24 protein-coding genes are annotated in these 21,780 nt (G+C 60.7%); 5 read left to right on the forward strand and 19 right to left on the reverse strand.

Annotation, left to right across the window (positions count from 1 at the left end; genetic code table 11):
• Nucleotides 1-100 precede the first annotated feature (100 nt).
• The 8 genes from hisD to DLM_RS18690 are packed head-to-tail and all read right to left on the reverse strand — an operon-like array spanning nt 101 to nt 6,575.
• Nucleotides 101-1,393: a histidinol dehydrogenase gene (gene hisD / locus DLM_RS18655; RefSeq protein WP_089082605.1), complete on the reverse strand. Its 1,293-nt coding sequence runs from the start codon at nt 1,391-1,393 to the stop codon at nt 101-103.
• Between the two features lie 17 nt (nt 1,394-1,410).
• Nucleotides 1,411-2,052 (reverse strand): ATP phosphoribosyltransferase, encoded by a 642-nt coding sequence (gene hisG, locus DLM_RS18660; RefSeq protein WP_089082604.1) that lies wholly within the window; start codon nt 2,050-2,052, stop codon nt 1,411-1,413.
• Nucleotides 2,053-2,091: 39 nt separating this feature from the next.
• Nucleotides 2,092-2,856 carry a flagellar brake protein gene (locus DLM_RS18665; protein ID WP_231959898.1) on the reverse strand — a complete coding sequence of 255 codons (765 nt, stop codon included), beginning with the start codon at nt 2,854-2,856 and terminating at the stop codon, nt 2,092-2,094.
• 45 nt (nt 2,857-2,901) lie between these two features.
• Nucleotides 2,902-3,468, reverse strand: coding sequence for an SCO family protein (locus DLM_RS18670; protein ID WP_231959899.1), 567 nt, complete (start codon nt 3,466-3,468; stop codon nt 2,902-2,904).
• A gap of 23 nt (nt 3,469-3,491) precedes the next feature.
• Entirely contained in the window at nt 3,492-4,400 is a 909-nt protein-coding gene (locus DLM_RS18675) for a heme o synthase (RefSeq protein WP_089082602.1), read from the reverse strand.
• A gap of 13 nt (nt 4,401-4,413) precedes the next feature.
• Nucleotides 4,414-5,457, reverse strand: a complete 1,044-nt coding sequence (locus tag DLM_RS18680) for a COX15/CtaA family protein (protein WP_167467165.1) — start codon at nt 5,455-5,457, stop codon at nt 4,414-4,416.
• 54 nt (nt 5,458-5,511) lie between these two features.
• Entirely contained in the window at nt 5,512-6,012 is a 501-nt protein-coding gene (locus DLM_RS18685; RefSeq protein WP_089082600.1) for a hypothetical protein, read from the reverse strand.
• The gene (locus DLM_RS18690) at nt 6,009-6,575 is read right to left on the reverse strand and encodes an SURF1 family cytochrome oxidase biogenesis protein (protein ID WP_231959900.1); all 567 of its coding nucleotides are present in this window, start codon (nt 6,573-6,575) and stop codon (nt 6,009-6,011) included. Before DLM_RS18690 ends, DLM_RS18685 begins: the two co-directional genes overlap by 4 nt.
• A 133-nt stretch (nt 6,576-6,708) precedes the next feature.
• Here DLM_RS18690 and DLM_RS18695 point away from each other — a divergent pair, with 133 nt between their 5' ends.
• Nucleotides 6,709-6,909, forward strand: coding sequence for a DUF2909 domain-containing protein (locus DLM_RS18695; protein WP_089082598.1), 201 nt, complete (start codon nt 6,709-6,711; stop codon nt 6,907-6,909).
• 7 nt (nt 6,910-6,916) lie between these two features.
• Here the strand turns inward: DLM_RS18695 and DLM_RS18700 are convergent, their stop codons facing one another.
• From DLM_RS18700 to coxB, 5 genes are read right to left on the reverse strand one after another with little or no spacing between them, the layout of a single operon-like run.
• A complete protein-coding gene (locus DLM_RS18700; RefSeq protein ID WP_089082597.1) occupies nt 6,917-7,780 on the reverse strand; it encodes a cytochrome c oxidase subunit 3 in 864 nt (287 codons plus the stop codon).
• A 10-nt stretch (nt 7,781-7,790) separates the two neighbouring features.
• Nucleotides 7,791-7,967 carry a DUF2970 domain-containing protein gene (locus tag DLM_RS18705; protein WP_089082596.1) on the reverse strand — a complete coding sequence of 59 codons (177 nt, stop codon included), beginning with the start codon at nt 7,965-7,967 and terminating at the stop codon, nt 7,791-7,793.
• Entirely contained in the window at nt 7,964-8,506 is a 543-nt protein-coding gene (locus DLM_RS18710; RefSeq protein ID WP_089082595.1) for a cytochrome c oxidase assembly protein, read from the reverse strand. The genes DLM_RS18705 and DLM_RS18710 overlap by 4 nt, the downstream gene beginning before the upstream one ends.
• 12 nt (nt 8,507-8,518) lie before the next feature.
• Nucleotides 8,519-10,147 carry a cytochrome c oxidase subunit I gene (gene ctaD / locus DLM_RS18715; protein ID WP_197715450.1) on the reverse strand — a complete coding sequence of 543 codons (1,629 nt, stop codon included), beginning with the start codon at nt 10,145-10,147 and terminating at the stop codon, nt 8,519-8,521.
• A 9-nt stretch (nt 10,148-10,156) separates the two neighbouring features.
• Nucleotides 10,157-11,230, reverse strand: a complete 1,074-nt coding sequence (gene coxB, locus DLM_RS18720) for a cytochrome c oxidase subunit II (protein WP_231959901.1) — start codon at nt 11,228-11,230, stop codon at nt 10,157-10,159.
• 388 nt (nt 11,231-11,618) lie between these two features.
• Here coxB and DLM_RS18725 point away from each other — a divergent pair, with 388 nt between their 5' ends.
• Entirely contained in the window at nt 11,619-12,812 is a 1,194-nt protein-coding gene (locus DLM_RS18725; protein WP_167467166.1) for an HD-GYP domain-containing protein, read from the forward strand.
• 14 nt (nt 12,813-12,826) lie between these two features.
• Here DLM_RS18725 and bioD read toward each other — a convergent pair whose 3' ends face one another.
• From bioD to ilvB, 6 genes are all read right to left on the reverse strand, one after another.
• Complete coding sequence (gene bioD / locus DLM_RS18730; protein ID WP_089082632.1) at nt 12,827-13,471, reverse strand: dethiobiotin synthase; 645 nt, start codon at nt 13,469-13,471, stop codon at nt 12,827-12,829.
• A 313-nt stretch (nt 13,472-13,784) separates the two neighbouring features.
• Nucleotides 13,785-15,581 (reverse strand): 2-isopropylmalate synthase, encoded by a 1,797-nt coding sequence (locus tag DLM_RS18735; RefSeq protein WP_089082592.1) that lies wholly within the window; start codon nt 15,579-15,581, stop codon nt 13,785-13,787.
• 306 nt (nt 15,582-15,887) lie between these two features.
• Nucleotides 15,888-16,652 (reverse strand): CDP-diacylglycerol--serine O-phosphatidyltransferase, encoded by a 765-nt coding sequence (gene pssA / locus DLM_RS18740; RefSeq protein ID WP_420000699.1) that lies wholly within the window; start codon nt 16,650-16,652, stop codon nt 15,888-15,890.
• A 216-nt stretch (nt 16,653-16,868) separates the two neighbouring features.
• Nucleotides 16,869-17,885, reverse strand: a complete 1,017-nt coding sequence (gene ilvC / locus DLM_RS18745) for a ketol-acid reductoisomerase (protein ID WP_045845777.1) — start codon at nt 17,883-17,885, stop codon at nt 16,869-16,871.
• Between the two features lie 64 nt (nt 17,886-17,949).
• Nucleotides 17,950-18,441: an acetolactate synthase small subunit gene (gene ilvN, locus DLM_RS18750; protein WP_045845778.1), complete on the reverse strand. Its 492-nt coding sequence runs from the start codon at nt 18,439-18,441 to the stop codon at nt 17,950-17,952.
• A 10-nt stretch (nt 18,442-18,451) separates the two neighbouring features.
• On the reverse strand, nt 18,452-20,218 hold the full coding sequence (gene ilvB / locus DLM_RS18755) for a biosynthetic-type acetolactate synthase large subunit (protein WP_089082590.1): 1,767 nt from the start codon (nt 20,216-20,218) through the stop codon (nt 18,452-18,454).
• 223 nt (nt 20,219-20,441) lie between these two features.
• Here ilvB and DLM_RS18760 point away from each other — a divergent pair, with 223 nt between their 5' ends.
• From DLM_RS18760 to DLM_RS18770, 3 genes are read left to right on the forward strand one after another with little or no spacing between them, the layout of a single operon-like run.
• A complete protein-coding gene (locus tag DLM_RS18760; protein ID WP_089082589.1) occupies nt 20,442-21,008 on the forward strand; it encodes an RNA polymerase sigma factor in 567 nt (188 codons plus the stop codon).
• Nucleotides 21,005-21,391 (forward strand): DUF3619 family protein, encoded by a 387-nt coding sequence (locus DLM_RS18765; RefSeq protein ID WP_089082588.1) that lies wholly within the window; start codon nt 21,005-21,007, stop codon nt 21,389-21,391. The genes DLM_RS18760 and DLM_RS18765 overlap by 4 nt, the downstream gene beginning before the upstream one ends.
• Entirely contained in the window at nt 21,384-21,773 is a 390-nt protein-coding gene (locus DLM_RS18770; protein ID WP_089082587.1) for a DUF3106 domain-containing protein, read from the forward strand. Before DLM_RS18765 ends, DLM_RS18770 begins: the two co-directional genes overlap by 8 nt.
• Nucleotides 21,774-21,780 lie beyond the last annotated feature (7 nt).

Genomic DNA, 21,780 nt, shown 5'->3' on the forward strand with positions numbered 1-21,780 from the left:
GCGTGACGGCACGAGAAATCGACATTTGACGACATTTTCACCGCACGAAAAAAACAGGGCCGGTATGGATCCGGCCCTGTCTTCAGCTGAAGTGATTTTCTCAGGATTCCAGCCGCAGTTCGGCAGCACGAGCGTGGGCGGTCAGGCCTTCGCCATGCGCCAGTACGCTGGCAATCTTGCCCAGTTTCTGCGCGCCGGCGGCAGACACGCGAATCAGGCTGGAGCGTTTCTGGAAGTCGTACACGCCCAGCGGGCTGGCGAAACGTGCGGTGCGGCTGGTGGGCAGCACGTGGTTGGGGCCGGCACAGTAGTCGCCCAGGCTTTCCGAGGTGAAACGGCCCATGAAGATGGCACCGGCATGACGCAGCAGCGGCAGGCTGGCGTCCGGATCGGCCACCGACAGCTCCAGATGTTCCGGCGCAATGTAATTGGCAATCTCGCAGGCTTCGGTCAGATCGCGCACCTGGATCAGCGCTCCACGGTTGCCCAGGCTGGCTTCGATGATGGCGCGGCGCGGCATGCTGGGCAGCAGCTTTTCAATGCTGGCTTCCACTTCGGCAATGTATTCCGCCGACGGACACAACAGGATGGCCTGGGCGATTTCGTCGTGCTCAGCCTGGCTGAACAGGTCCATGGCAATCCAGTCGGCCGGGGTGTTGCCATCGCAAATCACCAGAATCTCGGACGGGCCGGCCACCATGTCGATGCCCACCACGCCGAACACGCGACGTTTGGCAGCGGCCACATAGGCATTGCCCGGCCCGGTAATCTTGTCCACCTGCGGGATGGTTTCCGTGCCATAGGCCAGCGCGGCCACGGCCTGGGCACCGCCACAGGTGAATACCTTGTCCACACCGGCGATGAAAGCGGCGGCCAGCACCAGATCGTTGCGCTCACCTTGCGGGGTGGGCACCACCATGATGATTTCGCCCACACCGGCCACCTTGGCCGGCATCGCGTTCATCAGCACCGAGCTCGGATACGCTGCCTTGCCACCGGGCACGTAGATGCCGACGCGGTCCAGCGCGGTGACTTGCTGGCCCAGCAGGGTGCCGTCTTCGTCCTCGTAGCTCCAGGAGTGGGCCAACTGTTTCTCGTGGTAGCGGCGCACACGTTCGGCGGCGGCGCTCAGGGCCTGTTGCACTTCGGCCGGCAGCCGCTGCCAGGCGGCTTCCAGTTGCTCCCGCGACAGGGTGAGCTCGGCCATGGAGGTGGCCTGCATGCGGTCGAAGCGGTTGGTGTATTCCAGTACCGCAGCGTCACCGCGCGCCTTGACGTCATCACAGATGGCGGCAACCGCGCTGTCTACCGCCGGGTCCTGCGCGGTTTCAAAGGCCAGCAGTGCTTGCAGTTGCTGCTGGAAATCAGCTTGGGTCGAAGACAGTTTCAGCATGGGATTCCGTTTCTGCCTTATGCCGGTACGGCAGAGGCAAAGGCATCCAGCACCGGCTGGATGCGGTCGTATTTGAGCTTGAGCGCGGCCTGGTTCACCACCAGACGTGAACTGATGTCGATGATGTGTTCCACCGCCACCAGATTGTTGGCGCGCAGGGTGCCGCCGGTGGATACCAAGTCAACGATGGCATCGGCCAGCCCTACCAGCGGTGCCAGTTCCATCGAGCCGTACAGCTTGATGATGTCCACATGCACGCCCTTGGCGGCAAAGTGTTCGCGGGCGATTTTCGGGTACTTGGTGGCCACTTTCAGGCGTGCGCCCTGGCGTACCGCATTCTGGTAGTCAAAGCCGTTTTCCACCGCCACCATCATCTTGCACTTGGCAATGTTCAGGTCCAGCGGCTGATACAGGCCGTCGCCGCCGTGTTCGATCAGCACGTCGCGACCGGCAATGCCCAGATCGGCAGCACCGTACTGCACATAGGTGGGGACGTCCGACGCTCTTACAATCACCAGCCGCACATCGGCATGATTGGTACCGATGATGAGCTTGCGCGAGGATTCCGGATCTTCCGCCGGAACAATGCCGGCAGCGGCCAGCAGGGGCAGGGTTTCTTCAAAGATGCGCCCTTTGGACAGGGCAATAGTCAGGGTCATGATATTAGACAGGCAATGGAATGGGTAAGAAGGCCGTCATCAGCCGACCAGAGCGCGGCGTTCCCGCTCCAGATGGCCGACATAACGCTGTACCAGCGTTTCCGACGACGGCGTCATGTTGAGAAAGGCGCAGCCGACACGTACTGCATCGTTACCGTTGCGCAAACGGGTGCTCAGATGGTGGCGGATTTCGATGCCCACCCGCAGGCTGCCCATGGGTTTGAGCTCGAAGGTGCAATTCTGGTATTGCTGGCCAAGCTCGAAACCTGGCGTTTGCGGTGCGGGCAGCCACAGGCTGCAGCCGCCCAGACTGATGTCGAACAGCACTAGGTCAAGCGGCTGGTGCGGGTAATCGGCAATATGGCAGCTAACCGGATTGCCGACCGGGGTCTGGATGCGGAAAAACTCGCGGCGCTGCAGCTTGATCACCTGCTCGGGCAGGTCCACCTCGAAGGCCGGACCGCTGTCCAGCATCACCTTGCGCGCGGCGGTGGTGACAAACTGGGTTTTCACCCCTTCGGGCGAGCAGACAAACACATTGCGTTCACTGGCCAGCAACTGCTCGTTGGTGACCGGGTCTGCGCCCCAGTCCAGCAGCAGCACGCCACGCTTGGCATCGACTTCCAGAAAGCGGGTGAGAATGAAGGTTTTTCCCTTATTGGAAAACACCGTCACCATGTGGCCAGACTTGGCGATGGACGCCAGATGATGCACCACCTCAACCGGTGTGGCCAGGGTATACCTGGACAGATCGGGCGGGGCATGATCGCCATGCGGCATACCGGCGGTATTGTCTTGGCTCACGATGGGTGCTTCTTTCCGCTGTAAATGTGAATCGTTGCCTCAATTCTAGCGTAACAACTGACGAATATCATGAGTCAGGCTGTCTGCCGGCGTGCCATACGCCTCATAAACCCGCAATTTGCCGCTTTTGTCGAACAGATAGGATCCGGCGCTATGATCAACGGTATAGGCACCGGCAGGATCGCCCACCTTTTGCGCCACCACCTTGTAAGCCGACTTGACGGTATCGATCTGCGCCGGGGTCCCGCTCAGGCCGACAAAGCGGGCATCAAAGTGCGGTACATAAGCAGCCAGTACCGCGCTGGTATCACGCTCCGGATCAACCGTGACAAACAGCACCTGCACCTTGTCGGCATCCGCACCCAGTTTTTTCATTACCGTTGCGTATTCCAGCATGGTGGTGGGGCAGACATCGGGACAATGGGTGTAGCCAAAGAACAAGGCCACCACCTTGCCGGAGAAATCGGTCAATTTGCGTGACTTGCCCAGGTGGTCGGTCAGGCTGAAATCGCCGCCGAGCTGGGTTTCGCTCATGTCAGTCCCCTTGAGGTCCAGTTTGGCCGCAGCCGGGGGCGCACAGGCGGCCAGAGCAGCCAGCAGGCAGGAAAGCATCAGAAATCGTAACAGGAAGCGCATCAGGTAACCGGTAGCAGACAATAGTGATCAAGCAGCATGGCACCAAACAGTCCGGCCAGATACCAGATCGACCAGCGGAAGGTGCGGCGCGCCAAGGCGTCAGCATACTGACGATGCAGGAGCACAGCAAGAAACAAGAAACGTGCATCCAGTATCAGCGCCGCCAGCAGGTATAGCAGACCCACCGCATCAATGGCCAGTGGCAACAGGCTGACGGCGGTGAGCAGCACGGTATACAGCAGGATGGACAAGGTAGTGAAGGCCGCGCCATGGGTGAGCGGCAGCATGGGGAGGCCGGCGCGGGCATAGTCGCGGCGGCGGTACAGGGCCAGCGCCCAGAAATGCGGCGGAGTCCACACATAGATGATCAGCAACAACAAGAGGGCGTGCGGGCTGATTTCTCCCGTCATGGCGGTCCAGCCCAGCAGCGGCGGCATGGCCCCGCTGATGCCGCCGATGACGATGTTTTGCGGCGTGCGCGGTTTCAGCAGCAAGGTGTACACCAACGCATACGCCAACAGGCTAGCCAGCGTCAGCCAGGCAGTCAGTGCATTGACCCAGCCCCACAGCAGCAGCATGCCGCCGCCACCCAGCAGCAAGGCCAGCCGCAGGGTTTCACCCCGGCCCGCCTCGCCACGGGCGGTGGCCCGACAGGCGGTTCGCTGCATGCGGGCATCCAGCGACCTCTCCAGCAGACAGTTGAGCATGGCCGCGGCCGCCGCCATCAGGGCAATCCCCAGACTGGCTAGCAGCATTCTGCCCAGAGACGGCCACCCTGGCTGGGCCAGCAGCATACCGCTGACGGCACAAAACAGGACCAGTGCCAGCACACGCGGCTTGGCCAGTTGCAGCATGGCCAGCAGATGTGGCCAAGCGGCGGGATTGGGCAGGCTGACAGCCGATTTCATACCGGGCCGGCCCTCACTCACCCTGCGCGCCGGAGCGCCTGCCCGGCCAAGCGCGCGGCAGCATGCGTCCGGCCAGGAAGGCGCGCCGCCGCACAGCCCTCAAACCATGCCAGCAGGCCGATGGCTGCACACGGCAGCGGATACCAAGGGCCTGCGCCAACAACAGCATGGCAAAAACATGATGGGCCAAGGCCAGCGGCAGCGGTCGCAGCCATAACACATTCAGCATGCCCAGCAGCAACTGCAGCCCGGCCAGCAGCACAAGCAGACAGAGGCTGCGGCGCAATACCGGGTAGCGCCACAAGCCCCCCACCACGCAGCAGAGCACGCACAGCAGCAACAAGGCCCCCAGCCGGTGCAGCCAATGCAGCGCCACCAGCGCGGCTGCCGGTAGCGCGACCGATGTCCCAACCGCCCATGGCCAAGCAGGCGGTGTGACGGTGAACTGCATGTCCGGCCACCATTGACCATTGCAGCGCGGGAAACCCTGGCAGGCCAATGCCGCATGATTGGCCGCCATCCAGCCCCCCAAGGCAATCTGCCCCAGCACCAGCAATAGCAGCAGGGTCACCAGTCGGCCATGCGCCGGCAGCACCGCGACCCTGGGTTGCGCACGGCGGGCGGCGGCAAGCAGCAGCGCAAACAAGGACATGCCAAGCAGCAGATGGCTGGTCACCACCCATGGCCTCAGTTGCAGCGTCACCGTCAGCATGCCCAGCATGGCCTGCAGCAGCAGCACGAGCAGCAGCAGGCTGGCCATGGCCAGGCGCTGGGCCTGACGCCAGGCCTGCCACCACAGGCAGAACAACAACACGCCAAGGGCGGCGGCCAGATAGCGATGCGCCATTTCCTTCCAGGCCTTGTCAGGGCTGACCGGTCCATCTGGCTGCAACTGCATGGCACGCTCAATCGCGGCGGCGGCATGCGCAGGCGATAGCTGACCGTAACAGCCGGGCCAGTCCGGACAGCCTAGTCCGGCCTGCGACAGCCGCACATACGCCCCCAGCGGCAGCAAAACCAGCGCCAGCAACACGGCCAGCCAAAGCAGTTTTCGCATTTCAGCCTCCTGGCAGCCTGGCCGCACGCCTGCGCCACCGGCCATGTCCATGGCTTATCCCAAACCGTTGTTTATCTTCAGCACCATGGCCAGTTCGCGGATGATGCGCTCCGGCGGCAAGGTGTCGGCATAAAACAGCAACTGGTTTCCCTGCGGGTCGATCAGATAAAAGCCCGGTCGCTCCGGCGCCAGCAGCCGCGGCGATGGCAAGCGCAACACACCGCCATCAGCGGTGAAAGGCCGGTCTTGCAGCAAAACCCGGCGCAGCCGCGGTGCGGCCTCACCCAGCGCCAGATGCACCTGCTGCATGACAAACAGCCGCTGGCGGCAAGCCTGTTGGCAGGCCCCCACAGCCTGGGTCACCAACACCCAGCGCCCGCGCGGCCAAGCTTGCTGGGAGGCTGCGGCAAAAGGCCGGGTAGGCAGCATTTCGCCATCACTCTTGCCGCCAACTGGAGGCAGAAAACGGTAGCTGAACCAGGCTGCCAGCAGCGGCAGCAGGCAGAGTGCCAGCATGGCCAACAACCGCAGACGGCCAGCGGCACGCGGGCTCATGCGACACTCCGCGCCCAACGCCGCCAGCGCCACAACAGGCAGAACCCCAGCAGCAGCCACTGCAGCGCATAGGCAAAGTGGCGTTGGGCGGACAGCGGCGGCAACAGCGGCCAGGGCTGCAAACCGGCCACCGGGGGCTGCAAGATGAATACACCGGCATGCCAACGCCCCGGATAGCGCCGACGCAGGGCCGCCAGGTCCACCGCATCCACCACCCCCTCCCCGCCCTGCCGTGCGTCCGGCAGGGTCCAGCGTGGATGCCAGGGCAGCCATTGACCCGACAACTGCGGTGGCAGCTGCAAAGCCGGCAAGGGCTGCGTGACAGCGCGCCAGCCCAGATCAGCCAGCAGCAAACTGCCATCGCCCAGCTGCAGCGGCTGCAACACGCGCTGGCCCGGCATGCCGTCCAGCAGGCTGTTGGCCAGCAGGATGGCAGGGCCGCCAGCCCGCGCCCCGGCCAGCCGGTAGCGGGCCAGATCGGGCAGCGCGCTGGCCGGCAGCGCTGTCATGGCACGCGCTGCCGGCCCTGCGGCCAATGCCTGCTCCAGCCTCAATTTGTCCATACCGCGCTGCCACTGCCATAGCGCCAGTACAAAAGGTAACAACACGCATAACAACAGAAACCCACGACGGCGATTTTTGCCACTAGACTGAATACATCTGTTTGTTGTCCGGGCAGTACCGGGGGATTCCGCCATGAAAATCATCATCCTGTTCTTGCTGGCCTGCATCGTGCTGGCGCTGTTCTGGGGGCTGTCCGGCCTGCTCAAGGCCGATTCCGGCTCCCAGCGGCTGATCCGCTCCCTCACCTTGCGCGTCGGCCTGTCCGTCGGGCTGTTCATGCTGTTGCTGCTGGGCGCGCTGTTTGGCTGGTGGCGTCCGCAGCAGACCGGCTGAATACGTGTCATAGCCAGTACACCAGCACAAACAGCAACAGCCACACCACATCGACAAAATGCCAGTACCAGGCTGCCGCCTCGAAGGCAAAGTGGTGCTGGCGATCGAAATGCCCCCGCAATACCCGCAACCACACCACCAACAGCATGATGCTGCCCAACAGCACATGCAGGCCGTGCAAGCCGGTCAGCATGTAGAAAGTCATGCCATAGGCACCGGCGGCCAGGGTCAAGTGCTGCGCAGTCCAGGCATGGTGGTATTCAATGGCCTGCAACAGCAGAAACAGACCGCCCAGGCTGAAGGTACAAAGCAAACCGGCTTGTAACTGCCGCCGCCGCCCCAGCAGCAGACCCCAGTGCGCCCAGGTCAGCGTGGCGCCGGAACTCAGCAGGATCAGGGTATTGAGCGCAGGCAGCCCCCAGGCCGCCATCGCCCGGTAGCTTTGCGTGGCCTGCGGTGCGGTCTGCAAGGGCCAACTGGGGGAAAAATCCGGGTACAGCCATTGGTAATCCAGGCTGCCCAGCGTGGGCAGCGCCACCAGCCGCAGCCAGAACAGCACGCCAAAGCACACGGCAAACAGCATCACCTCGGAAAAAATAAACCAGCCCATGCCCCAGCGGAATGACAAGCTTTCCTGCCGGTGGTAGCGGCCTTGCTGGTTCTCGCCTATCACATCGCCAAACCAGCCATACAACATTAGCAGCAGACATAGCGCGCCGAACAGCAACAGCCAGCCGCCCCACGCCACGCCATTGACGGCAAGGGCTGCGCCCAGACCAAGACAGAACAATGCCAGCGCGCCCAGCGCCGGCCAGCGGGACGGGGCCGGCACGAAATACAACCCGGCCAGCGCTTGTTCCGGATGCTCCATTGCACTCTCCTCAAGCACCTATCCAGCGTGCCAGCGCCAGCAGCAAGCCAATCAGCATCAGCACCAGCAACAGCGCGGTGATGATCAGCTGCCACGGTCGCAACTGGCTGTCATCCTGCACCGCCTTGCGCTTGCGGATACCGCAAAAAGCCGACAACACGGCCAGCACGCCGCGCCAGCCGCTCATGGCGCACGCCCCTGCCCCGGTACATCAAACACGCTATAGGCCAGCGTGATGCTGTCGATAGCGGCGGGCAGTTGCCGGTCGATCAGCAACACCACCGGGAAACGCCGTACCTCGCCCGGCCGGAAGGCTTGCTGGCGAAAACAGAAACATTCCAGCTTCTTCACATAAGCCGCCGCTTCGGCTGGCAGATAGCGCGGAATGGCCTGCCCCACCACGCTTTGCCCGCTGTTATTGCGCATTTCGTACTGCAACTGGATGAGCTGGCCGGTCCGGGCCTGCAATCGCGGCTGCATGGGCCGCACCTGCCAGGGCAGCCCCGGCTGCACCATGGCATCCAGCTGCAGGGTCACCGGGCGGACTGGCGGCTGGCTGGTGGTGGCATCCGGCAAGGCATCGGCAGCCACCACGCGGTTCAGGCCGCTCACCTCGCACAGCACCCGGTACAAGGGCACCAGCAACCAGGCAAAGCCGAACATCAGCAGCACCGCCAGCAATAGCTTGCGCAGCAATACCGCATTGGCCATCCGCACCCTGTCCATGCCCGGCCCCCACTAGCCCTGCCCGCCTTCCCGCATGCTCAGCACCACGCCGTTTTCGGCGGTTTCCAACTGCGGTGGCGGATTGAAGCTGTGATAGGGCGCGGGCGTGGGTATCTGCCACTCCAGGGTGTTGGCCCCTTCCCAAGGCTGTTGCGGCGCGGTTTTGCCATGGCGCAGCGAGTACAGGATGTTCACCAGGAAAATCAGCTGCCCCAGGCCGAACATGAAAGCACCGATGCTGGCGAGGCGGTTGAAATCGGTAAATTGCAGGGCGTAATCCGGAATGCGGCGCGGCATACCGGCCAGGCCCAGAAAGTGCATGGGAAAGAAGGTGACGTTGAACCACAGCAAGGACCACCAGAAATGCAGCTGGCCCAGCCTTTCCACATACATGCGCCCGGTCATCTTGGGAAACCAGTAATACACGGCGGAAAACAGGCTGAACAGCGCCCCGGCCACCAGCACATAGTGAAAATGCGCCACCACGTAATAGCTGCCATGCAGCTGGACATCCACCGCCGCCACACTCAGCGTCACCCCGGACAGGCCGCCGATGGTGAACAACAGGATGAAGCCGATGGCAAACAGCATCGGCGTTTCAAAACTCATGCTGCCTTGCCACATGGTGGCAATCCAGTTGAACACCTTCACCCCGGTGGGGACGGCAATCAGCATGGTGGCGTACATGAAAAACAACTGCGCCGTGGCGGGCATGCCGGTGACAAACATGTGGTGCGCCCACACCATGAAGGACAGCACACCGATGGAGCTGGTGGCATACACCATGGAGCTGTAGCCGAACAAGGGTTTGCGCGCGAAGGTGGGAATCACCTGGCTGACAATACCGAAGGCCGGCAAGGCCATGATGTACACCTCCGGATGACCGAAAAACCAGAACACGTGCTGGTACAGGATGGGGTCGCCCCCGCCAGCCGCATTGAAGAAGTGGCTGCCGAAATGGCGATCCGTCAGCACCATGGTGACGGCCCCGGCCAGCACCGGCATCACCGCGATGATGAGATAGGCGGTAATCAGGCTGGCCCAGGCAAACATCGGCATGTTCATCATGCGCATGCCCGGCGCACGCAGATTGATGATGGTGACCACGATGTTGATGGCCCCCATGATGGAACTGATGCCCAGGATGTGAATGGCAAAAATGGTGAGGTCCATGCCCATGCCCAGCTGTACCGACAGCGGCGCATAGAGCGTCCAGCCCGCCGCTGCGGCACCACCGGGCACGATGAAGGACAGCAACAGCAGGGTCATGGCGGGTGGCAGCAGCCAGAAGCTCCAGTTGTTCATGCGGGCAAAGGCCATGTCCGGCGCGCCTATCATCAACGGCAGCATCCAGTTGGCCAGCCCGGTGAAGGCCGGCATGATGGCGCCGAACACCATGATCAGCCCGTGCAGGGTAGTCAGCTGATTGAACAGTTCCGGCTGAAAGAATTGCAGGCCGGGGCTGAACAGCTCGGCGCGGATGCACAGCGCCAGCACCCCGCCCACCAGGAACATGCAGAAGGCAAACCACAGGTAGAGCGAGCCGATGTCCTTGTGATTGGTGGCATACAGCCAGCGCGCCAGCCCTTGCGGCTTGTGTGCCGGTACCATGCCATGCGCCGTATTGCCTGCCAGATCCATGACCGCCTCCTAACCGCTACCGCCACGCAGCGCATGGATGTCTGCGGGCTGCACCACCTGCCCGTTATGATTGCTCCAGGCATTGCGCTCGTAGGTGATGACGGCGGCGATGTCGGTATCAGAAAGTTGCTTGCCCCAGGCTTGCATGGCCGGATTGCGCTGGCTGCCATAAAACACGATGCGGATATGCGCAGCCTTGTCGCCATTCACCACCGCCGAGCCATCCAGTGCCGGAAAATTACCGGGAATGCCCTTGCCGCTGGCCTGATGACAGGGCAGGCAGTTCTGGCTGTACACCGTCTCGCCCCGCTGGCGCAGCGCCGCCAGCGTCCACACCCTGGCCGGATCATCCGCCGCAGCAGCGGCCTGTTTCAGCCGCGCAGCGCGCCAGCGCGCATAGTCTGCCGGGCTGCGCGCATCCACCACGATGGGCATGAAGCCGTGGTCCTTGCCACACAACTCCGAACACTGCCCGCGATAAATGCCAGGTTTGTCCACCATGAACCAGGCATCGCGCAGAAAGCCGGGAATCGCATCCTGCTTCACCCCCAACTGCGGCACCCACCAGGAATGGATGACATCGTTGGCGGTCAGCAGCAGCCTTACCTTGCGCCCGGTGGGCAGTACCAATGGCGCGTCCACCTCCAGCAGATAATGTTCCGGCCGTGCGGCCCCGGCCGCCGTGGCGGCGCGCGGGGTGGCCAAATGGCTGACAAAGCCGAAATTGTCATCCAGGTAGTCGTAACGCCACTTCCACTGATAGCCGGTAATGCGGATGGTCATCTCCGCGCCATGCGTGCTTTTCTGGCTGAGCACGGCGCGGGTGGCCGGCCAGGCAATGGCCAGCAGGATCAGCAATGGAATCACGGTCCAGATGATTTCCACCGTGGTGTTTTCATGGAAGGGTTTGGCCACATGGCCGCGTGATTTGCGATGTCGCACGATGGCATACAGCATCACCGCCGACACCAGCAGGAAGATAAGCCCGGTCACCCACAGCAGCATGCTGTGCAGGTCGTACTCCATCCTGGCCAGAGAAGTGGCGGGGGCTTGCAGATTGAAAGCCGCAGTGTCCCCTTGCACGGCAGTGCTGTGGAGGGCGAACCATATGGCGCTAATGCCACAGAGGCGAAGGCAGGACATGCGTCCCCCTTTTCCAGCTACCAGGAATACGGCAGCCTGTTCAAACACTAACAACAAACTTCAATAACTGTTTGCAAGCCTAGACCAGATTCAAATAAAAACAAGCCTCTTTCATGCCGCACTGCGGTAGCAATGCAGATTCCAGCGGCATATCCTTGCAATTGCCTTACGATGGCAAATAATGATGAATGAGCTGCCATCATTTCTGCTAAAACCTGCCCAGCCTTCACTGCCAATACCGATCATGCCGAATGCAAGCCATGAGCAGTACAGTGCCAATCCTTTTTTTCTGGCTTCCCTATCCAGGCTGATAGCCAGGCAGGCCATTGTGGTTGAGCACAGCCTGACCGCGGCGGATGGCAGCATCCTGTTGCAAAGCGGGCTGACCTTGCAGGACAGGCATGTGCAGGCGCTACCGCAGCAATTACTGCGCTCGCCACTGGAGGCCAGCCTGGCCCTGCCGGATTTTGCCGCGCATGCACTATTGCAGGATCAAGGCCGGCAATTGCTATCCAGCCAACCCCTGCTGCACCTCCTGCTGGAAAAAACAGCACATCGGCATGCCTGCCTGGCGGTGCTGGAAAATTTGCCACTCAACCATTCGCTCAGCATGCTGCTGGCCATGCTGGATCAGCAAGCATTGCTGGAACACAGTCTGCTGTGCTGCCTGCTCAGCCTGGGCCTTGCGCTGCGCACCGGGCAATCCAGCATCCTGCTGGAGCAGATTGCGCTGGCTGCACTGTTTCATGATATCGGCGAGCTTTACCTGCGCCCGCGCAGCGCCACGCCACAAAGCGGCAGCAAGGCAAGCCAATGGCGTCACCGCATGGCACACCCGCTGATCGGCTATCGCCAAATGCTGCAGCTCGGGCCTTTCGCCCACAAGGAAACGGTGGCGCTGGCCATCTTGCAGCATCACGAACGGCTGGATGGCAGCGGCTACCCGCGCCGGGAGAAGGAAAAACAGCTATGTGTCGCCGGCCAGATCATCGCGGTGGCCGACATGGCCACCCAGTTACTGCTGCACAAGAGCCACCCTTATCAAAGGCTGGATATCGCCTTGCGCATCATTCCGGGAGAATTCCACCGCCCCTCGGTCTCTTTGCTCAACCGCATCGTGCGCCAGTTGGACAACAGCCCGGCGGCCAGCCAAACAGTGGCACAGGCGATGGATGGACTGCACACCCTGCTCAAGCATATCGGCACCATTACCCACCTCTTGCTCAATCTGCAGGAAGAAAAACTCAGCCATGCTGCTCAGGCCGCCCTCAGCCGCTGCATGAGCCAGTTTGATGGCATCCAGCGTTCACTGTTCAGCACGGGCATGCAGTCCGGCAACCAGTTGGGGCTGGAAGAAGATCTGCAACTGGAAATCATGCTGGCCAGCCAGGAGATCAACTGGCGGCTGCGTAATTTGGGCCGCGACCTGAGCCTGACCCAGGACCGGTTGGCTGCGGATGACAGCATATTGTTTCAGGACCTGTGCAGCACGCTGCTCGATAGCCCGCTGGCTGATGGCTGAGGCAATGACTTTGCTCAGGCAGACTGGGCGGTGGAATCTTCGTAAGGCAGCTCCAGCAGCAGGGGCGCGGCAATGGCTGCCTTGAGGGTAGCCAGATTGTCGGCGTAGGCCAGTTGCTGCGGCACCACCCGGTTGGCCACCCAGCCCGCCAGCGTCAGACCGGAAGCCTCGATCGCCCGCACCGTGAGCAAGGCATGGTTGATGCAGCCCAGCCGCATGCCCACCACCAGTATCACCGGCAGTTGCAGCGCCCGCGCCATGTCCTCCATGTACACACCATCGGCCAATGGCGCCAGCCAGCCGCCAGCGGCCTCCACCAGCACGGTATCCGCCTGCGCCGCCAGTTGCCGGTAGTGGCTGACGATACGCGCCAGTGAAATCTCGACGCCTGCTTCGCGCGCGGCGATATGCGGCGATACCGGCGGCAAAAAACGATAGGGGTTCATCAGGTCCAGATCCTGCTGTCCGCTTGCCGCCACCAGCCGCGCCACATCGTCATTCAGCCAGCTACCGTCCGGCAGAATCTCACAGCCGGAGGCCACCGGCTTCATCGCCAGCACCCGCTGGCCCTGGGCCTGCCAATGGCGGATCAGCGCGACGGCGGAATGGGTTTTGCCGATTTCGGTATCGGTGCCGGTAAGGAAAAATCCCTGGGACATGATGTGGGTGCCTTGCATGAATGAAGCAGGCGCGATGATAACGCGGGCAGAACAGGAAGGTAAGGCGGAATCAGCCCGCCAGCGCGACAACGCCGACCTCCTGGGTCGGCTGTCTGCCGCGCTGGCCTTGTGAGCCGGGGCTAAATGGAAAGCGGCCTTGTGAGCCTGTGGTTTCAATCAATGGGTGAACTGAAACCTGTGGCCGGATTGCTGCCACCGGGCGGGTCCGACCTGACGGGAACGGGATGGGGAAAATCCGTCAGACCAGCCCCGGGCTGTGGCGGGCAGCCCGGCTGAAAACAAAAGCAAACTCTTAAACGTCGCCTTGTGCCTTGACACGCTCCTGACGGTTGCTCAGCTTGTTCAGTGCAGACAGGTAAGCCTTGGCACTGGCCACGATCACGTCGGTATCCGCACCCTGGCCGTTCACCACACGGCCATCCTTGGCCAGACGCACGGTGACTTCGCCCTGCGATTCGGTGCCCTTGGTGATGGCGTTCACCGAGTACAGTTCCAGTTCGGCCTGGCTGTTGACCGTGCTTTCGATCGCCTTGAAGGCGGCATCCACCGGGCCGGAACCGCTGGATTCGCAGCGCTTTTCCATGCCGTGCTCAACAAACACGATGGCCGCTTGCGGGGCTTCGCCGGTTTCGGTGTTGATCTTGAGCGACACGAACTTGTAGTCCTCCTGCAAGGTGGACACCATTTCGTCCGATACCAGCGCGTGCAGGTCTTCGTCGAAAATCTCGCGCTTGCGGTCGGCCAGGTCCTTGAAGCGGGCAAAAGCCGCGTTCAGTGCCTCTTCGCTGTCCAGCACGATGCCCAGGTCGGTCAGCTTGGTCTTGAAGGCATTGCGGCCGGACAATTTGCCCAGCGTCAGGCGGTTGGCACTCCAGCCCACGCTTTCAGCCGACATGATTTCGTAGGTTTCGCGATGCTTGAGCACGCCATCCTGATGGATGCCGGATTCATGGGCAAAGGCGTTGGCACCCACAATGGCCTTGTTCGGTTGCACCGGGTAGCCGGTGACGGTGGATACCAGCTTGGAAGCCGGCACGATCTGGGTGGCATCGACACGGGTTTCCACGGCAAACACGTCCTTGCGGGTACGCACCGCCATGACGATTTCTTCCAGCGCGGCATTACCGGCACGTTCGCCCAGGCCGTTGATGGTGCATTCCACCTGACGGGCACCGCCAAGTACTGCCGCCAGGCTGTTGGCCACCGCCATGCCCAGGTCGTTGTGGCAATGGGCGGACCAGATCACCTTGTCGCCACCCGGCGTCTTGCTGATCAGCTCGCGGAAGAAGGCCTCGGTGGCTCGCGGTACGGCGTAGCCCACGGTATCCGGCACATTCAGCGTGGTGGCACCGGCCTTGATCACTTCGCCAAAGATGCGGGCAAGGAAGTCGATATCCGAGCGCAAGGCGTCTTCGGCGGAAAATTCGACATCGTCGGTGTATTCACGGGCAATCTGCACTGCCTTTACCGCTGCGGCCACCACTTCATCCGGGCTCATGCGCAGCTTCTTTTCCATGTGGATGGGGCTGGTGGCAATGAAGGTGTGGATGCGGCCACGGGCGGCGGGCTTGATGGCTTCACCGGCAGCACGCACATCGCGCTCGTTGGCGCGGGCCAGGCTACAGACGGTGGAGTCCTTGATCACCTCGGCAATGGCGCGGATGGCGTCGGCATCACCCGGACTGGCAGCGGCGAAACCGGCCTCGATCACATCCACACCCAGACGTTCCAGCTGGCGGGCGATGCGGATTTTTTCTTCCTTGGTCATGGAAGCGCCCGGCGACTGCTCGCCATCACGCAAGGTGGTATCAAAAATGTAAAGACGGTCGCCCATGTTGAATGCTCTCCCTTGTCCCTGTGCTGCTGTCCCGGCGGCGTTAAGGTAATCGTTGAAATCGAATTTCTTGCCCTGGCTGGCGGCTAGTTGCGCCAGTTTGTTCAACTGTGACAGCGGCAGGCTGCCACGTTCTCTCCATTTGTAGATTGCTGCACGGCTGACCGGCTCATCGGGAAACAGCTGACTCAGGCCTTCAGCCACCGCACCGGGGCCACCCAGGTCTTCGATCAGTCGTTCAATGTCCAATTGCATGTTGTGCTCCTGCAGCAAAGTTTTAACCAATGTATCGATTGGACAATATTTCGTCAAACCTGCAGTGCAACATGCACCTTAAAATCAAAAATCCTGTGTCAAATATGCAAATATTAGACATTAAGTCTAATATTTCATAAAAAATGGCTATTCCTGACACCAAAAACCGTCAGCAACCAGATCTACCCCTCAGAACAAATCGGACAGATATTGGACATATCTGTCCAATATCTACATCGCTCCGGACAATAAAAAACCCCGTTGCGCCTGGCGCCAACGGGGTGATCTGCACAGCCAACAACAGGATCAAAGCATCACAGGCTTGGGTTTGCACCAGCGCCAGGCCGCCATCACATAGCCGGACAGCGCATAGCAGACAAAGAAGCCGAACAGCACCAGCGGCGGCTCGGACATCAGCAGCAACAAAGCCACCACCAGCGCCAGCAGCATCACAAACGGTACGCGGCGGCGCAGGTGGATTTCCTTGAAGCTCCAGAACTTCACATTGGTCACCATGGTGATGCCGGAAAAAGCGGTAAAGCCCAGCAACACCCATTTCAGCCCCGGCAGGCCGGTATAGTCATACGCGTGGCAAATCCACACCAGGCCAGCTACCAATGCCGCCGCAGCCGGACTGGGCAGGCCGGTAAACCAGCGCTTGTCGGTACTGCCTATCATGGTATTGAAGCGGGCCAGCCGCAGCGCCGCCCCGGCGCAATGGATGAAAGCCACCATCCAGCCCAGCTTGCCCATGTCTTTGAGCAGCCATTCATAGGCCACCAGTGCCGGTGCCACCCCAAAGCTCACCATGTCCGACAGGCTGTCAAACTCGGCACCGAAGGCGCTCTGGCTATGCGTCAGCCGGGCAACGCGGCCATCCATGCCATCCAGAATCATGGCAACAAAAATGGCAACGGCAGCAATCTGGAAGTTCTGGTTCATCGCCTGCACGATGGCGTAAAAGCCAGCAAACAGCGCGGCGAGAGTAAAGGAATTGGGTAGCAGGTAAATCCCCTGACGGCGCAGGGAGGGTTTGCCCGGAACGGGATCATTGATCATGCAGTTATCCATAAGCGAAGCAGTCGATACGGCGCTGAACCGGCAAAGAGGCAAGCCGGTGGTCAATGCGTCGACGATCTGGATAAATCGGGCGCCTTGGCGCAGAACCGCCTAGTGTAATCCAAGCCGCTGCCAGCAGCAAAACCGGGCCAGAACCAATCCGCGACAGGGCCGTGACAATGAAAAAAGCCGGGTTGCCCCGGCTTTGTACACTGACCGACTGCGCAATCAGTTCTTGGACTGGTCAACCAGCTTGTTCTTGGAAATCCAAGGCATCATGGCACGCAGTTCGGCACCAACCTTCTCGATCGGGTGATCGGCAGTCAGGCGACGACGGGCAGTCATGCTCGGGTAGTTGGTCTTGCCTTCCAGGATGAACATCTTGGCGTATTCACCGGACTGAATGCGGTACAGCGCCTTTTTCATGGCTTCCTTGGTAGCGGAGGTCACTACTTCCGGGCCGGTCACGTACTCGCCATACTCCGCGTTATTGGAGATGGAGTAGTTCATGTTGGCGATGCCGCCTTCGTACATCAGGTCCACGATCAGCTTCAGTTCGTGCAGACATTCGAAGTAAGCCATTTCCGGAGCGTAACCGGCTTCGGTCAGGGTTTCGAAACCGGCTTTCACCAGTTCTACCGCGCCGCCACACAGCACAGCCTGTTCGCCGAACAGGTCGGTTTCGGTTTCTTCGCGGAAGTTGGTTTCGATCACGCCACCCTTGGTGCCGCCGTTGGCAGCAGCATAGGACAGGGCCACGTCACGGGCCTTGCCGGACTTGTCCTGGTAAACGGCGATCAGGGTCGGCACGCCGCCACCCTTCACGTACTCGGAACGCACGGTGTGGCCCGGGCCTTTCGGGGCAACCATGATCACGTCCAGGTCTTCACGCGGAACGATCTGGTTGTAATGCACGTTGAAGCCGTGGGCGAATGCCAGGGCAGCGCCCTTCTTGATGTTCGGGGCGATTTCGTTGCGGTATACGTCCGGCTGCGATTCGTCCGGCAGCAGAATCATCACGACATCGGCCTTCTTCACTGCTTCGGCCACTTCCTTGACCTTGTGACCAGCCGCTTCGGCCTTTTTCCAGGACGCACCGTCCTTGCGCAGACCAACAATCACATCAACGCCAGACTCTTTCAGGTTCTGGGCGTGGGCATGGCCTTGCGAGCCGTAACCGATGATGGCTACTTTTTTACCCTTGATGATGGAAAGATCAGCGTCCTTGTCGTAATACACTTTCATTTGCTTTGTCCCTTGTTATCCGGGCGGCCACCTGCTGTGGCCCGCCGCCAGATGCATAGATATATCAGATTTTCAGAACCCGTTCACCACGGCCTATGCCGGATGCGCCAGTACGGACCGTTTCCAGGATCACTGCGCGGTCAATGGCCTCGATAAAGGCCCCCAGCTTGTCGCTCGTACCAGTCAGCTCGATGGTGTATGTCTTTTCCGTAACATCGATGATGCGACCGCGGAAAATATCCGCCATGCGCTTCATTTCTTCCCGGTCCTTGCCGGTAGCGCGCACCTTGATCAGCATCATCTCGCGTTCGATGTGCTCGGATTCATTGAGGTCTATCACCTTGACCACCTCGATCAGCTTGTTGAGCTGCTTGGTGATCTGCTCGATGACTTCGTCAGAACCATGCGTGACGATCGTCATCCGTGACAGTGTCGCGTCCTCGGTTGTCGACACCGTCAGAGAGTCAATGTTGTAAGCCCGGGCCGAAAACAGGCCCACCACGCGGGACAGTGCGCCCGCTTCGTTTTCCAGCAAGATCGAAAGAATATGTCTCATACCGTCCGCCTCAGCACATATTGCCGTAGTCACGGTTGTTCTCGAAAGGAAGCTGCTGGACATCGCGCATGTGCGGCGGCAAGTCCATCTGGTCCAGGCCTTTGCCGTTCTGGATCATCGGGAACACGTTCTCGGACTGATCAGTACGGAAGTCGAGGAATACCAGACGCTCCTTCAGCGCAGGGCCGAAAGCCTCGCGCAGCACCGGTTCTACATCGGACGGATTTTCGATCTTGAAGCCAACGTGGCCATAGGCCTCGGCCACTTTCACGAAGTCCGGCAACGCGTCCATGTAGGACTCGGAGTACCGGGTTCCGTAGAAGAATTCCTGCCACTGGCGCACCATGCCCAGGTAGCGGTTGTTCAGCGCCACCACCTTGACCGGGGTATGGTATTGCTTGCAGGTGGACAGCTCCTGGATGTTCATCTGGATGGAGCCTTCGCCGGTGATACAGGCGACGGTTGCATCCGGATTGGCCAGTTGCGCGCCCATGGCTGCCGGCAAACCGAAGCCCATGGTACCCAAGCCGCCGGAATTGAGCCACTGCTTTGGATTGTCGAACTTGTAATATTGGGCAGCCCACATCTGGTGCTGACCTACGTCCGAAGCAATGATGGCCTTGCCGCCGGTGATTTCGTACAACTTTTCCACCACGAATTGCGGCTTGATCAGCTCGGTGGACGGGGTGTACAGCAGACAGTTGTGGCCACGCCATTCTTCAATCTGCTTCCACCAGTTTGCCAGATGGCCGGCATCCGGCTTCTGACCGGACTGGCGCAGGATGTCCAGCATTTCACGCAGCACGTGCTTGACGTCGCCCACGATGGGTACATCCACCTTCACGCGCTTGGAGATGGAAGACGGGTCCACGTCGATGTGGATGATCTTCTTCGGCTGCGACAGGAAATGCGACGGCACGCTGATGACGCGGTCGTCAAAACGCGCACCCACCGCAATCAGCACATCACAGTACTGCATCGCCATATTGGCTTCGTAAGTACCGTGCATGCCCAGCATGCCGAGGAATTGCGGATCGGAACCCGGATAGGCACCCAGGCCCATCAGGGTATTGGTACACGGCAGGCCCAGCGACTTCACCAGCTCGGTGACTTCGGCTGCGGCATTGCCCTGTACGGCACCGCCGCCAACATAAATGTAGGGACGCTTGGCTTCCAGCAGAAGGTTGATGGCCTTCTTGATCTGTCCCGGATGACCGCGGGTGGCAGGCACATAGGAACGGATGTGTACGTTTTCCGGGTAGTGGAATTCGGCACTTTGCTGGGTGACATCCTTGGGAATATCCACCACCACCGGGCCGGGACGGCCACTCTTGGCGATGTAAAAGGCTTTCTTGATGGTAGCCGCCAGGTCGTTGATGTCCTTGACCAGGAAGTTGTGCTTCACGCACGGGCGGGTAATACCCACCATGTCCACTTCCTGAAAGGCATCCAGACCGATGGCAGGCGTGGCCACCTGGCCGGAAATCACCACCATCGGAATCGAATCCATATAGGCGGTGGCAATGCCAGTGACAGCATTGGTGGCACCGGGACCAGAAGTCACCAGTGCTACGCCCACCTTGTCGCTGGAACGCGAGTAAGCATCGGCTGCATGCACTGCAGCCTGCTCATGGCGTACCAGAACGTGCTTGAACTTGTCCTGCCGGAAGATGGCATCGTAAATTTCCAGAACTGCGCCGCCAGGGTAGCCGAACAGAAATTCGACCCCTTCTTCCTGCAGGCAACGGACCAGGATTTCCGCGCCCGATATCTGCATCTTGTGCCTCTTTGTCTTGTCTTGCAGTCAATCTTGGCAATTGACTTGTGTTTCATCCCGTTGTGATGGAAGACCTTAGCGTATCCCTCAAATGGCGGTCAAGGCTTTTGTGCAGGTGCAAAAACGCGCTAAGCCACGGTAAAAACAGGGAAATCCGCGGGGTGGTCTTGGCGTCTGGGCTCTGCTACTATCTCTCGTTGGCATCAACCCGAATACCCCTCTCATGGCAAGCCGCAAGGAAATGGCCGACTTTTTGCTGTCGGTGGAACGTCGCGCCTTCAAGCAAGCCCTCTACGCCGTGCGCAACGATGAAAACGCACTGGATATCGTGCAGGACTCCATGATGAAACTGGCAGACCGCTATGCCCATGCACCGGCGGCGGAATTGCCACTCATTTTTCAGCGCATTCTGCAAAACACCATTCGTGATCATTTCCGCCGCAGCAAGGTGAGAAATTTCTTTGGCACTTTGCTGTCCTCGCTGCTGCCTACCCGCGAAGAGGACGAAACGGCAGATCCGCTGGAAACCCTCAACATCGCGGCCGACGAAGCCAGCAGCAATCCGGAAAAATGGTTTGCCCGCAAGGAAGTGGCCCAACTGATCGATGGCGCAGTACAACTGCTGCCCAATCGTCAACGTGAAGCCTTTCTGCTGCGTTACTGGGAAGGACTGGACGTTGCCGAGACGGCAAGGGTGATGGGCTGCTCGGAAGGCAGCGTCAAGACACATTGCTCGCGCGCCACCCATACCCTGGCCGCCATCCTGCAGCAAAAAGGAGTGGTGCTATGAAATCCTCAAACAAAGCACTTGCCACGGAAGAAAAACTGACCCGCACCGTGACCACCGTGCTTGATCAGCCAGGTCAGGAGCCGACACCCGCGGTATTGCTTGGCCTGCAGCAGGCACGTGAACAGGCGCTAAGCCGTTTTGACGAGCGCATCCGCCAACCTGTTGGCCACGGCGAACGACTGGCGCTATGGGTGCTGCGTCATACCCAGGCAGTGCGTCGCAGCATGCTGGCGCTGAGTTTCGCCATGGTGGCCGGCACCGGTGTGTGGCTGGCCGAAGGCCTGCTGGTGGAAGAAGAAGCGGTCGATGCAGCCATCTTGTCGCATGAGCTGCCGCTGGAAGTGTTGATGGACCCTCATTTCTCGGGGAACATGCATGACTAAGCTGCGCCGCCTTCTTCCCATGCTGCTGCTTGGCAGCCTGCTGGCCTTGCCGGTAGCGGCCAGCCCACTGACCAATCCACGCTGGGACCAGCTGGATACCGAGCAGCAGACCGTGATGGCTCCGCTGGCTGGCGAGTGGGATCGCTATGCGCCGGAGAAGAAGAAAACCCTGCTGGCCATCGTGCCGGAATATCGCAGCCTGGATGCGGCCGGCAGATTACGCCTGCAAAGCAAGCTGAAGATCTGGTCTGACCTGACGCTGGAACAACGCCAGCAAATCCGCAACAATTGGAAAACGCTGCAAAGCTTGCCGCCGGCAGACCGGGAAAAAGCCATCCAGCGCCTGAAACAGGTCCAGCTCAAGCCACAGGCTTCCGGCTGACCCCCAA

Source organism: Aquitalea magnusonii, from assembly GCF_002217795.2.
Taxonomy (GTDB): domain Bacteria; phylum Pseudomonadota; class Gammaproteobacteria; order Burkholderiales; family Chromobacteriaceae; genus Aquitalea; species Aquitalea magnusonii_B.

Excerpts from the sequence above, each read along its gene's own strand:
- hisD (WP_089082605.1), bottom strand. The coding sequence starts at position 1,393 with ATGCTGAAACTGTCTTCGACCCAAGCTGATTTCCAGCAGCAACTGCAA.
- hisG (WP_089082604.1), bottom strand. The coding sequence starts at position 2,052 with ATGACCCTGACTATTGCCCTGTCCAAAGGGCGCATCTTTGAAGAAACC.
- DLM_RS18670 (WP_231959899.1), bottom strand. The coding sequence starts at position 3,468 with ATGCTTTCCTGCCTGCTGGCTGCTCTGGCCGCCTGTGCGCCCCCGGCT.
- DLM_RS18675 (WP_089082602.1), bottom strand. The coding sequence starts at position 4,400 with ATGAAATCGGCTGTCAGCCTGCCCAATCCCGCCGCTTGGCCACATCTG.
- DLM_RS18680 (WP_167467165.1), bottom strand. The coding sequence starts at position 5,457 with ATGCGAAAACTGCTTTGGCTGGCCGTGTTGCTGGCGCTGGTTTTGCTG.
- DLM_RS18685 (WP_089082600.1), bottom strand. The coding sequence starts at position 6,012 with ATGAGCCCGCGTGCCGCTGGCCGTCTGCGGTTGTTGGCCATGCTGGCA.
- DLM_RS18690 (WP_231959900.1), bottom strand. The coding sequence starts at position 6,575 with ATGGACAAATTGAGGCTGGAGCAGGCATTGGCCGCAGGGCCGGCAGCG.
- DLM_RS18695 (WP_089082598.1), top strand. The coding sequence starts at position 6,709 with ATGAAAATCATCATCCTGTTCTTGCTGGCCTGCATCGTGCTGGCGCTG.
- DLM_RS18700 (WP_089082597.1), bottom strand. The coding sequence starts at position 7,780 with ATGGAGCATCCGGAACAAGCGCTGGCCGGGTTGTATTTCGTGCCGGCC.
- DLM_RS18705 (WP_089082596.1), bottom strand. The coding sequence starts at position 7,967 with ATGAGCGGCTGGCGCGGCGTGCTGGCCGTGTTGTCGGCTTTTTGCGGT.
- DLM_RS18710 (WP_089082595.1), bottom strand. The coding sequence starts at position 8,506 with ATGGACAGGGTGCGGATGGCCAATGCGGTATTGCTGCGCAAGCTATTG.
- ctaD (WP_197715450.1), bottom strand. The coding sequence starts at position 10,147 with ATGGATCTGGCAGGCAATACGGCGCATGGCATGGTACCGGCACACAAG.
- bioD (WP_089082632.1), bottom strand. The coding sequence starts at position 13,471 with ATGTCCCAGGGATTTTTCCTTACCGGCACCGATACCGAAATCGGCAAA.
- DLM_RS18735 (WP_089082592.1), bottom strand. The coding sequence starts at position 15,581 with ATGCAATTGGACATTGAACGACTGATCGAAGACCTGGGTGGCCCCGGT.
- pssA (WP_420000699.1), bottom strand. The coding sequence starts at position 16,652 with ATGGATAACTGCATGATCAATGATCCCGTTCCGGGCAAACCCTCCCTG.
- ilvC (WP_045845777.1), bottom strand. The coding sequence starts at position 17,885 with ATGAAAGTGTATTACGACAAGGACGCTGATCTTTCCATCATCAAGGGT.
- ilvN (WP_045845778.1), bottom strand. The coding sequence starts at position 18,441 with ATGAGACATATTCTTTCGATCTTGCTGGAAAACGAAGCGGGCGCACTG.
- ilvB (WP_089082590.1), bottom strand. The coding sequence starts at position 20,218 with ATGCAGATATCGGGCGCGGAAATCCTGGTCCGTTGCCTGCAGGAAGAA.
- DLM_RS18760 (WP_089082589.1), top strand. The coding sequence starts at position 20,442 with ATGGCAAGCCGCAAGGAAATGGCCGACTTTTTGCTGTCGGTGGAACGT.
- DLM_RS18765 (WP_089082588.1), top strand. The coding sequence starts at position 21,005 with ATGAAATCCTCAAACAAAGCACTTGCCACGGAAGAAAAACTGACCCGC.
- DLM_RS18770 (WP_089082587.1), top strand. The coding sequence starts at position 21,384 with ATGACTAAGCTGCGCCGCCTTCTTCCCATGCTGCTGCTTGGCAGCCTG.